The following is a 12,599-nucleotide window of genomic DNA, read 5'->3' on the forward strand; positions in this document are numbered from 1 at the left end:
GGTCGAGGACGCGATGGCGGCCTGGCATGACGATGTGGAACATACCGAATTGCTGCACCGCGCGGCCGAGGACAGCCGGCTGGCCAGCGACCGCGCGCGCAAGCTCTACAGCGCCGGCCTCGTAGGCTTCCTGGAGGTGCTGACGACCGAGCGCACCGCCCTGGCGGCGGAGAATGCCGAGGCCGAGGCGCGGCTGGAGCGGCTGCAGGATGCGGTCAATCTCTACACCGCCATGGGCGCGGGCTGGCAGGGCGTGGCCGTCACCGCCACCGCACTGCCCGTCTCGCTGGAAAAGCAGAACGTCCTCGCCCGCGCCTTCAAGGAGTAATCGGATCGCCTTTCTTCCGGTCCCGAAAACGGAAGAAAGGCCAACCGAACGGCCCGAACCATCCGGCACAGCTTCATCGTTCCTTTGCACAAAAGAACGGAAGAAGGCATGCACTCTATTTTTCACATGCCTGTGAATAAATAAAAACTCCCCATTTACCAAATATTCACTCTTCAGATGCACGAAACTTCCGACAAAAAACCCCATTCTGCGCACAAAATGGCGAGAAATTTTACCTTATATTTACTTTGAACCTCTATCCAGTGAAAGTGACATCTACTTGGAGTCACTTTCATCTGGAGGAATATCGTGATCCTTTATTCTTCGGTTCAAAATCTATTAAAAAGCGAAGACGGAAAAGTTATTATTCCGGAAAATGTTTTCAAATTCCTGATCACCTCCTACCTGAAGACCGTTCCGTTCGACGAAGCGGCCTATCTGCGCGCGAATCCCGATGTGGATGCCGCGATCCATCGCGGCGAACTGAAAAGCGGCCATGACCATTTCATCCGGGTCGGTTTTTTCGAAGGCCGCGACAGTGACGGCAAGGAATTCGACGAGAAATGGTATCTGAAGAATAATCCCGATGTCGCCGCGTCCGTCCTTCGCGGCGAGTGGACGAACGGCAAGATGCATTGGCTGAGCGTCGGCCGCGCGGAATTGCGGGCCCCCTCCCGGGCGCTGGAACCTGTCTATGACACCTGGCGCAGCTTCTGTGCCGCGTAACGTCCATACGACCGAACGTACCAGCGCATAATGGAGCAGACGATCGACCGCTTCGTGCGGGACATGTCCGACCGGCACGGCCGCGTTCTCTCGTCCCGTCATGACGGGCTGGCAGATCTTTCGGAAACCCCCGAAGCCCTCCTGCCACGGCTGGAATATCTGCAACGCTCCCATCCGAGTGCACGCGACATCACGCTGGGGATCGGATTCTGCCGGCTGGCGCTGGACGAGCCACGCGCGTCGGAGGCCTTCGAGTTTCTCTCCTCGGTCACCCTCTCGCCGCTGGCCCGGTTTTTCCTGCTGATCACCCGCATGCGCTTCGGCGCCCCTGACCGGGCCTTTGTCGAATTGCGGGCACTCCTGCGTGAAACCGCCGTCATTTTTCCCGATATCGCCTTCCCGCTCTTCAGCGCAATCGCCGAGGCCAATCGCTGTTCGGGCTGGTGCGCCATGCTGCCCGACGGGCGCCTTGTCGCCGGCCTGCCGGACCATGCCGCACACGACCTCGTCCTGCGCCATGACGGAGAGGAACAATCCGCCGAGCTGGCCCTCCTGGCGCGCCCGCCCGGATACCAGGTCTGGGAAATCGGCAATTTCGTCCTGCCGCCCCACCTGCCGCGCATCGACATCCTGCACGAGGGTCGCGGCCTGCTGGGCAGCGGCATCGACAGCCGAACGGTCTGGACCTTCGAAGGATTCGTCGAAGGCGCCGCGGAAGGTCTGAGCGGCTGGTGCCGCTACCCCAACAATCTGGAAGCATCCGACCACATCCTGGTGCGGACCGTCGAAGACAACCGCACATTGTTCGACGGAGAAATCGGCCCTCCCGATGACGGGCCGCAGGACAGCCTGCTCCAGGCCGAAAAACCGCGCACCGACTTCCTCCTTCCATGGCAGGACATGGAAGGTCCCGCGACCCCGGCGGTCACGGTCACCGATCGCTTCGGCCGCGCGCTATACGGCAGCCCGATCGATCCGCTCGCGGGCGGGCGCTATGCCCGCACACAGGCGGAATGGGTCGCCACGCGGTTCGCCAGCGCGCATCCCGCTTCCGCGCGGCCCACCTTCAATCAGCCCTTCCCGACCCTGTACGCGCCGCGCTTCGCGGTGCCCGAGGCCGACGCGCCGGCCATCCCCACCCGCAGGGTCGCGGTCATCATTCCCGTCTATCGCGGCTATGAGGTCACCAGGACCTGCATCACGCTGGTGCTGCAGCATCGTGGCGCGAACGAACGTGTCGTTATCATCAATGATTGCTCGCCGGACGAGCGGATCACCGCCTTCCTCGATACGCTCGCGACGCTGGATGGCGTGACGGTCCTGACCAATGCCCGCAATGGCGGCTTCACCTTCTCCTCCAATCGCGGCCTGCGCGCCGTGGAGCGGGACGAGGACGCCATCCTGCTGAACAGCGACACGCTGCCGTCCCCGCACTGGATCGACGCCTTGCGGCGCACCGTCTATCGCGCAGCCGATATCGGCACGGCCACGCCGCTCTCCAACGCGGCGACGATTTTCAGCTATCCAAGCGCGGATGGCCAGAATCCCGTGCCCTCCTACGAAGAGGTGATCGAGACGGCGGAACAGCTCGCGGCATGCGGCTGCGATGCGTTGATCGACGTGCCGACCGCCCATGGCTATTGCATGTATATCCGGGCTGAATGCCTGCATCAGACCGGCCTGCTGCGCGAGGACGTCTTCGCCCAGGGCTATGGCGAGGAAAATGATTTCAGCCGCCGCGCCGCCGCCCTGGGCTGGCGGCACGTGGCCTGCCTGGAAACCTTCGTCGGCCACGCGGAAGGACAATCCTTCAGTGCCGTCAAAAGCGATCTGGTCCGCCGCAACCTGGCGATTCTCAACGGGCTGCACCCCGGATACGACCGCATGGTGCAGGAATGGCTGGCGCGCGACCCGCTGGGCGCGTTCCGCCGGGACCTCGATCTGGCCCGCCTGCGCCACGCCATCGCCGGGCGTCCCGTGGTGGCGCTGCTGACCCACGACCGGCAGGGCGGCGTCCAGCGTTTCGTGACGGAGCGCGCACGCGACAACCTGGCGGCCGGCCATGTGCCGCTGGTCGTCTCACCCCACCGTGCGGGCAACGGTGCGAAGGATGCAGGCTGGCGGGTCATCCCGTTCCTGCCGGAGGATTATCCCAACATCACCCTGCCCCGACAGGGCGCGGAGCTGCATATGCTGCTGCGCGCGCTTGGGTGCGACAGGATCGAAATCCACAGCTATATCGGCGCCGGAATCAGGGATGTTCACTGGCTCTCCCGCTGCGGCATCGACTATGTCGTGTATCTGCACGATTATTCCTGGTTCTGCCCGCGCATCACGCTGGTGTCCTACAATAATCTTTATTGCGGCGAGCCGGCCCAGGATGCCTGCCTGCGCTGTGTCGCCGATCTGGGCCCGCTGAACAGCGACGACACCCCGCTGGCGCAGCTTCGCGACCTCAGCGACGATCTGTTCCGGCGCGCCAGCGCCATCATCGCCTCCTGCCCGGACGTCGCGGATCGCTATCGGCGCCATATCGACGCACCGATCACGCTGGGCCAGTGGGAACCACCCGTCCCTGCCCGCCGCGCGGTCTTCCCGCCCAAGGCCGCGGCCGAGATGCGGCGCATTCTCCTGATCGGCGCCATCGGGATCGAAAAAGGCTATAATATCCTGCTGGCCCTCGCCCGGCATGTCGCGGACCATGACCTGCCGATGCGCTTCGTCATCATCGGTTACACCTGCGACGACAAGCGGCTGCTGGCAACCGGCGTGGTCGAGATCACCGGCCGGTATGGCGAGCATGAACTGGCCGCGCTGATCCGCGACCATCCTTGCGACTGGGGATTCCTGCCGGCGATCTGGCCGGAAACCTGGTCCTATATCCTGACCGAGTTCTGGCGGCAGGAGGTACCGGTCATCACCTTCGACATCGGCGCGCCTGCCGCGCGCATCCGGGAGACGGGCACCGGCCTGGCCGTGCCGCTGCATCTGCCCATCGCCTCTCTCGCCGCCGTGCTGCTGGCACCATGGCTGCTCCGCACCCACTGACCCCGGCGACGACAAGGACGCGATCATGACGCCCATGGAACAGCCAGCGCAACGACCAGCCCTGAAGCGCGCATGGTGGCAGTTCAATGCCGCCTGGTATCGCAATCGCTACGCCTTCATCCCTCCCGTCGCCGATTTGCGGGACGAGGCCGATATCCTGGCCTTCTACCAGGAGTGCGGCGAGCCCCTCGGCCACTCCCCCAACCCGTTCTTCGACGAGGAATGGTACCGCCAGGCCTATGCCGACGTGGCCGCCGCGATTCATGCCCGCAACGTCCCGTCAGGCTTCGCCCATTACTGCGCGGAGGGCTTCAGGGACCGCAATCCGAACGGATTCTTCGACGAATCCTTCTATCGGGAACGGCAACTGGGCCTGTCGCTGGAAGATCTGGAGCATCACGGCCTGCGCAACGGCTACGATCATTTCCTGTCCTACGGCGCCAGGGAAGGGCGGGACGCCTCCCTTTTCTTCTCCACCACGGTCTTCCTCGAGGAAAATCCCGATTTCCTGCATGACAGCCGCCTCGGCCCGTTCGTCGCGTTCATGGAAAACCTGCACGCACCCGACAATGCCGTTCGCCGGACATCATGGTTCTTCGATGCCGCATGGTATCTGCGCGCCTATCCGGCCGTATCGGACCAGGTGCATGAATGGGGCCACCCGCTGCGCCATTACCTGATCAACGCCACACCGGCCGCCTTCGATCCCCTGCCCTTCTTCTCCGAACGGTTCTATGCAAGGAGCCATCCGGACGTGGCGGAGGCCGTCGCGGCGGGGGATTACCGCAACGGCTACGCCCATTTCCTGCGATACGGCCAGCAGGAGGGGCGCCGACCCCATCCGCAGGTCGACCTGGCGGCCTACGCCAAAGACCCCGGCGTGGTCGCGGCGATCGGAACCGGTCGCTATCCCACGCCTTTCGCGGCCTATGCGGCCCTGTCCGGCAAATTACCGGAGAGGGAAGAACCGGCGGAAAGCGCCGAGCTGCATTGCCGCCGCGCCTTTCGCCGGCTGGCCGAGACGCGCACCGGCGCCCTGCTGGCCCGCCCCCTCGATTTTTCCTGCGATCTTCCCGATTTCAGCGTGGTCATGGTCGTCCACGACCAGTTCCCCTTCACCATGACGGCGCTGTCCTCGCTGCGGGCAACCTATCCGGGGCCGATGCAAATCATCCTGGTCGATGGCGGCTCGCGGGACGAGACCGCCCGGATCGAACGGCATGTCCATGGGCTCGACATCGTCCGGCTGGCCGAGAATGTCGGCTTCCTGGCCGGCTCCAACGCCGGCCTCGCAAGGGTGGCCGCGCCCTATGTGCTGTTCCTGAACAACGATGTCGACATTTTCCCCGGCGCGATCGATGCCGCGCTGCGCCGGTTGCGGCAGGAGGACCGCACTGGCGCCGTGGGGGCGAAACTGGTCCGCACCACCGGCCAGCTTCAGGAAGCCGGGAGCATCATCTGGAATGACGGCACCACCTCGGGCTATCTGCGCGACGCCTCACCGCAGTGCCCCGAAGCCAATTACGCGCGGCCCGTCGATTTCTGCTCCGGCGCATTCCTGATGGTCCGCACCGAACTGGCCAAGGCGCTGCACGGCTTCGATCCGCATTTCAGCCCGGCCTATTACGAAGACACCGACCTGTGTGTCCGCATCCGCCAACAAGGGTTCGATGTGCTCTACGATCCCGACGTGACCGTGCTCCATTACGAGTTCGGCAGCGGAAACCCGGCCGATATCGACACGATCCTGGGTCGGAATATCGGCCGGTTCTTCCACAAGCACCGCGATGAGATCGAAGAACATTACACGCGGGATGAAGCGAACCTCCTGCGGGCACGCACCAGCGCGCGGGCGCGGAAACATATCCTGTTCATCGAGGACTATCTTCCCCAGCCCACCATCGGCGCCGGCTTTCCCCGCTCGAACGACATCGTGCGCATGATGGTCGAAGAGCTGGGCCTGCACGTCACCGTCTATCCGGTCTTCCCGCCGCGCGAAGCGCCGACAGGCCGCTATCGCGACCTGCCGGACCGCGCGGAAATCATCTGGGATCGCGGCATCGCCGGCCTGGAATCCTTCCTGCACGCCCGATCGGGCTATTATGACGTGCTGTGGATCGGCCGGACCCACAATGCCGCCCGCCTCCGCCCCATCATCGCCGCCTGCCGGGCCGCGCTTGCGGACTGCCGGATCATTCTCGATACCGAAGCCGTCGCTTCAGTGCGCGAATGGGGCCGAATGCGCCTGGACGGCCGGACCGACCTGCCGGTACTGGCGGACATGCTGCGGCAGGAATTCCGCGCCACCGATTTCATCGACCGGTTCGTCGCGGTCAGCCCGGCGGAAGCCGACCTGATCGCCCCGGTGGTGGGCCGCGAGGTCGCGGTACTCGGCCATGTCAAGACGCCCATACCCCAGAACCGGCCCTTCGCCGCACGCGCGCATTTCCTGTTCGTCGGCGCGATCCAGAACCCGCAATCCCCCAATCTGGACACGCTGAAATGGCTGAACGACCGGCTTCTCCCGGAATGCGATGCCCTGCTGCCGCCCGGGGCACGCATTCGGGTTGTCGGCCACGTCACGGACAGCATCGACCTGGCATCGATCCTGACCCATCCGCGCTTCGACCCGCTGGGCTTCGTCGAAGACCTCGCACCGCTCTATGAAACGCACCGCGTCTTCATCGCCCCGACCCGCTTCGCGGCCGGAATCCCCTACAAGATCCACGACGCCGCTAGCCACGGCCTCCCCATCGTCGCCACCGATATCCTGTGCGGACAGATCGGCTGGACAGGCGGGTCGGACATCGCCACCGCGCCCGACGATTGCCCGATGACGTTCGCAGCAACGATGCGCGAAACCTACGATAACGAGACAATGTGGAACACACTGCGCCGGAATGCGATTCACCGAATCTTCATCGAAAACAGAAAGAGTGACTATCTATGCGCACTGGAAGCAATACTTGATTGACACACGAGGAAAGCAGATCGCGTAATTTTCAAAGGCTATCAGCCACGCCTGAAATTTTTTGGAAGGAAAAAAGATGAAGCTCTATTTGGCTCTTAATGAAAATGGCACGAGTGGTGAAATAGCTCTCCATACAAAACTTGCCGTCCTGTCAGCAAGAAAATACACAAATTTAGACATCAAGATGTTATATATAGGACGGAAGAACGGCTTCACAGAGTGGCTTGAAGAGCACAATGTTGAAGTTATCATGCAAGAACTTCCATATTATGATTTGATAAAAAAATTAACGGAAGAGGGTCTGTATAATTTAAATACGGTTGGACATTGGCTAAGAACGAACGTATGCCTGGAAACCAAGGATGAATTTGTACTTTATTCGGATATAGACGTTCTTTTCAGAATGGAGCCTATGGTTAAATATCTTTCTCCAGAAGTATTTTGTGCAGCTCCGGAATTCAACAAAGACCAATGGAATTATTTCAACGCCGGCGTCATGCTGATAAATGCAAAGAAACTAAAGGAGGAATACCATAGCTTCGAACATTTCCTGAGGGAAAATATCGCAAAATATACATACGGCTTCAATGATCAGTCCGCCTACAATATTTTCTATCGGCATCGGTGGGAAAAATTGAATTTAAACCTGAACTGGAAACCGTATTGGGGAATCAACAGGAATGCCCAGATCATTCATTTCCATGGATCAAAAATTGGCGCAATAAAATCCATATTGGATAACTCATGGAATTGGGACAATAACCATGGAAAGCAAATCGGGACGCTTTTCGGAAAAAATATAGAGTCCTATCGATATTACATCGGTCTTTGCATGGAATATTCTTCAAGCCTTCTGAAGAACGAAAGTGATTTAATTGAAGAGACATTTGCAAAAATAGTCCGGAATATCGACCTGTCGGACAAACCTGTCGATGACAGTTTCATGGAATTCAAGATGTTCAACGACTAGGTTCCCAATGCCGTGACGTGGCAAAATCAGGAAAGAAAAATTCGATGGCATTGTCAATTAGATCCGATGAGAAGAACAACATAAATATATCAGACGATATTATAAAAAAAATGTCAGGATCAATATCGATAAACGGGTCTGGGAATTCTGTCAGCATAGCCGGATCGAACAGCAATTCCAGACTGGAAATTCAGATTGATGGCAATTCAAACGAAATAGAAATAGATGAAAATTTTAGCTCAAACGGATTGTTTTTGTATTTAAGGAATAATTCAAAAATAAAAATAGGCAATATGTGCGGATTCAATAGCAGTGTCAGAATTATGTGCCATGAAGATTCATCCGTCTCCATAGGGGACGGATGCCTGTTTGCGAACGACATAGACGTCATCACAAGTGATATGCACTCAATTATCGACATCAGCACAGGAAAGAGGATAAATTTTTCAAAAAATATAAACATAGAAAAGAGAGTCTGGGTTGGAGCAAGGACAACCATACTCAAAGGTGTTCACGTCGGAGAAGGCTCCATTGTCGGGACCGGGTCTATAGTTACAAGAGATGTTCCCGCATTTTCCATTGCGGCTGGGAATCCAGCCAAAATTATCAAAGAAGGTGTGACGTGGGATTTCAGATTGTTATGATGGAAATCAGAGAAAATCCCGATCACTCCGCTTCATATCCAGAGACGAAAAAATAGATCTTTGGCATCTGACGTAACAGAACGTCGGGGGAATAGCGGCAGATGTATGCGGTCGTTGCACCGACACGAAGAGCACCGCACTTCCTGACATGAGGCATATCTTCATGGCCATCCCCCCCACTGCCCGTTATGCCATGGTCGCGTCAATTGCTGCCGCCGTCACAACAATGGTGATGGACCACCTCCCCAATCGGACATCGCACCAGAAGATGGGTCACCCGGTGAACACCGTCAACGTCCCCACCATGGCCACTGCGAGCGACATGAAAGTGGGCGCGACAAACGGTCAAACGCAGGACCTCATGCGCATGGGTTCTAAGAGCGGCATGGATCTGACTGCTTCCGCCCATTCCCGAAATTATCTCGATGTAAAGGACTTCGGAACAACCCTGAACGGCAGCGATGACGATGCAACCGCCTTCGCAGCCGCAAAGCGTAATGCCAAAGATGGGCAAAACATTGTCATTCCGTCTGGAGCGACAATGGAGGTCAATTTGTCGGCCATTCCCCAAGGTGGGAATGGAAAAAATAATATCTGGTGGCTTTACGGCCGAACTTTGGCTAACGGAAGCCCCCTGTACGCTTTTGGAAGCGATACCGTTGTGTCATCGATTAATGGAGGGTTCTGGTTACACAGGGAGAACAACAAGACCGGACAAGGCCCCGTGATGCGCGTGGATGCGTCTTTCTCCAGCAATGGGGATGTCGGAACCGCAACACAAGAAAACTGCAATGTTGGTCCGTATAATTTTTCCGGCGAAGGTGTCTGGTGTCATCAGGTCATCATGAATACCCGTGCCCAAAGCGGAAATCAGATCGCAGATTCAGCGAGCGCATTTCGCAATGCACTCAGCACACAAATGTGGGGACGCTATACGGAAGCCCGTGATGAGACGGGACTGTCCTCCGATAAGGCCGGGGCCATGGTCGGGCATGAAGAAGACCTTTATGCGAATGACAAAGATCCGGACAATGTCCGTATTCTTCAGCAGAACATGATCCAGTCCTATATCTCGTCCGGTTTTGCCGAGCGTGTTGGCATTGGGCATCTTTGGGGGAGAAACGACGACAAGGCGTATTTCGGCACCGTTGCACAGGTCAAGGTTCCCTGGGATACAGCAGGGTTCGATACAAGTTTGGCTGGCCCTCTGGTTGTCACTGAAACGCTCACGGATGCGGCAACTCAAGGGGCGACAACACTAAGCGTCAAGACAACCCGCAACGGCATCTCGGTCGGGCAGCTTGCTACGGGAACCGGGCTTTCGTCGGAAACGCGTGTCACAGCGATAACGGATACCAGTGTCACATTGTCCACAGGCATCACACAGGCGCTCGCTCCGGGTTCCACAGTCACATTCACCAGTGATGCGCCCGCTTACCGCCTGGGAAACGGGCAATTCGTCTCCTTCCTCTCAGACAACTCGATCCGGCTGTATGCCAATGGCTCTTCCCACAATTTCAATACGCAAATCGACGGAATCGTTCGGTTGGTGCTTGATACACATGGGCAACTCGCCTTGAGCGGGGATGGAATCGGTAATGCTCTCCCCATTGGAGGAAATTATGTCGACGCATTGAATACAACGCGTACGACGCTTTCTGGAAACCCGGTTCTCATGCGAACAGGGCAGAAAATTGGATGGGAGAGATCACGTACTGTTACGACGGGTTGGTCAGGTTCACAATTAACAGACTATTATGGTTCTACTGCGATCCGCCAAATTAACAGCTCAGGAAATGAAATACTTAATGGGACTGTTTATCCAAAGAATGGTAGCATTTTGCCGGACATGACAAAGAGCGAAGTTCTTGCGATTCACCATCCACAGGAAGGCTTGATGGTCAACGACAGTGATGATCATATACCCGTCATTTATGAAAATGGGTCCTGGTACCCCATGAGGCTGGGAACGGCGCTGAGAAAATAATCAGAAACGCTATTCTCACGTCATCAAGCCTTTTCAACAGAGATGCTCTCTGGACCCGAATTCAAGAACACGCTTCATAGATTTACTTTTATATATGCCAAAAGTAACCTTGGATATGAGATTGAGCAGAGCCTTGAAGTTTAGAGCACCCGGAATAACTTATGTGATTGAAAATTTACTTGGTTAACGAGGGCACCTAAATGACAAAAAATATAGCAATCGTTTTTAGAACCCATTATGTCGATGATGATCTTATCAAGCTCGCTGAGACCTTGGGAAAACACAGCTATAAAATTATATTTGCTATTGACGCTAAATTTCCGGAAGTTTCTTGTTTGAGTCATGAGAAATTTTATGTCTCTCCGGGTTTGTATAAAGAAATGGGATTGCACTACAACGACCCACACCTTCTGTGGAAATGTGGCGATTATATACTATACGCTTTAAATGCTAATTATAGCTCCTTTGATTACTACTGGATAGTTGAGCCGGACGTTATCATAAACATTGAGGATAAAATTGGATTTTTCAAGAAAATAGATACACTTAGCAACGACGATTTTCTCTCTTCATTTATGCATAAATCGGAGGATGACTGGTACTGGAAGTCATCCATGTCTAAAATTTACGAAACCGTATATAGGTCGTTCTATCCGCTAGTACGCGTTTCGCGAAAAGCGGCAGATTTTTTATACAAGGAACGGAAAAACCTTGCAAACATTTTTGAAAAGGATGAAAATATATCGTCAATAGGATGGCCAAACGACGAGGTATTTACTGCAACAGTCTTAAAAAACAATGGCTACTCCTGCAATGACCTGAATAATATCATTCATTGTTACGATCCGAACCACTTCAACTCTTTTACGCTCGCGCACCATTCTGAGATCCCCCCCTGGAATGGTTATCTATATCACCCCGTCCGTTCCGGGATCTCGTACCTAAAGTCAGCGGAATATCTAGGGATAAATCGTTTGTCATCTCTAAAACAGGCTTATCAGGAAATAGATCCTGAAAACCATGACTTGGCAAATGTCCTAATATCAAAGATTCTGACAAGAAACAAAGGTGACAATCCTAAATATTTTCTAGATTCAGCAAACGAAATTTCTGACGGGAAAATTGTTGAATTCACTCAAATAGTCAAACAGACCTTAACCATATGCTACAAAGAAAGCCTGTCTTTCTCTATTGTGGCATTGAATGAGTTCCTTAACAATAAAAGCCATAACATTGCATTGGGAATGCCTGCATGGCAAAGCTCAATATGCCACCATTCAAATGTCAATGACACAAAAAAAGACGCTGAGGGCGCGAATGATGGCAATCTTAATTCAATATACGGGTTTCATACGGATGAAGAATCGAATCCGTGGTGGTCTGTAAATCTTCTGAGTGCATATGCGATTGAAAAGATCATTATTTACAATAGACGCACTTGCTCTGACCGTTTGTCCGGCTTTGAGATTCTGTCATCCGATGATGGATTCGAATGGCTCAATCGATATACGCATCACGGTCAGGTGGGCGAAACCATAGAGATAAACTTCTCTCAGTCATTTTGTTGTAAAATGCTTAGAGTAATGCTTCCAAGAGTTGGAATTCTTCATTTCATTGAATTTCAAGTTTTTGGTGAAAAAAAGATTTATGTAAATGAATGATTTTTTGGAATTCGGCACAGCGCCCTTTCAAGAGGTTTGATAGCAAGGGATGTAGCTATGAAAGTAACCGGCCGCTCAAGGCCGCATAATCACGCAGCCTGTTTGTGAGTTGTCGGCATGGGCCGCCAATTCCATGGCAGCAGTTCGTGCAGACGGTTGATCTTATGATCGTTGATGCGGGTGAGGACGTCGGCGAGGTAATCGTGGGGGTTGAGGCCGGAGAGCTTGGCGCTTTCGATAATTGTCATGGCGTCGGCGATGTTG

General features: G+C 55.4%; 9 protein-coding genes. 8 read left to right on the top strand and 1 reads right to left on the bottom strand.

What is annotated here, in order from left to right:
* The 8 genes from HLH29_RS18890 to HLH29_RS18925 form a co-directional block, all read left to right on the top strand.
* On the top strand, positions 1-328 hold a 328-nt coding region (locus tag HLH29_RS18890), incomplete at its 5' end, for a TolC family protein (protein WP_182968920.1).
* Between the two features lie 309 nt (positions 329-637).
* Positions 638-1,054, top strand: a complete 417-nt coding sequence (locus HLH29_RS18895; protein WP_182968921.1) for a hypothetical protein — start codon at positions 638-640, stop codon at positions 1,052-1,054.
* A 30-nt stretch (positions 1,055-1,084) separates the two neighbouring features.
* Entirely contained in the window at positions 1,085-4,102 is a 3,018-nt protein-coding gene (locus tag HLH29_RS18900; protein WP_182968922.1) for a glycosyltransferase, read from the top strand.
* A gap of 25 nt (positions 4,103-4,127) precedes the next feature.
* Positions 4,128-7,076: a glycosyltransferase gene (locus HLH29_RS18905; RefSeq protein ID WP_182968923.1), complete on the top strand. Its 2,949-nt coding sequence runs from the start codon at positions 4,128-4,130 to the stop codon at positions 7,074-7,076.
* A 73-nt stretch (positions 7,077-7,149) separates the two neighbouring features.
* Positions 7,150-8,043 (top strand): glycosyltransferase, encoded by an 894-nt coding sequence (locus HLH29_RS18910; RefSeq protein WP_182968924.1) that lies wholly within the window; start codon positions 7,150-7,152, stop codon positions 8,041-8,043.
* 44 nt (positions 8,044-8,087) lie between these two features.
* Positions 8,088-8,687 carry an acyltransferase gene (locus HLH29_RS18915; RefSeq protein WP_182968925.1) on the top strand — a complete coding sequence of 200 codons (600 nt, stop codon included), beginning with the start codon at positions 8,088-8,090 and terminating at the stop codon, positions 8,685-8,687.
* A 163-nt stretch (positions 8,688-8,850) separates the two neighbouring features.
* Positions 8,851-10,674: a hypothetical protein gene (locus HLH29_RS18920; RefSeq protein ID WP_182968926.1), complete on the top strand. Its 1,824-nt coding sequence runs from the start codon at positions 8,851-8,853 to the stop codon at positions 10,672-10,674.
* 200 nt (positions 10,675-10,874) lie between these two features.
* Entirely contained in the window at positions 10,875-12,335 is a 1,461-nt protein-coding gene (locus tag HLH29_RS18925) for a galactose-binding domain-containing protein (protein ID WP_182968927.1), read from the top strand.
* An 89-nt stretch (positions 12,336-12,424) separates the two neighbouring features.
* On the opposite strand, the gene HLH29_RS18930 is transcribed toward HLH29_RS18925, so the two are convergent.
* Positions 12,425-12,599: transposase domain-containing protein (locus tag HLH29_RS18930; RefSeq protein ID WP_182968928.1), on the bottom strand; the 175-nt coding region annotated here is incomplete at its 5' end.

It is taken from the genome of Gluconacetobacter tumulicola, from assembly GCF_014174215.1.
Classification (GTDB): Bacteria; Pseudomonadota; Alphaproteobacteria; order Acetobacterales; family Acetobacteraceae; genus Gluconacetobacter; species Gluconacetobacter tumulicola.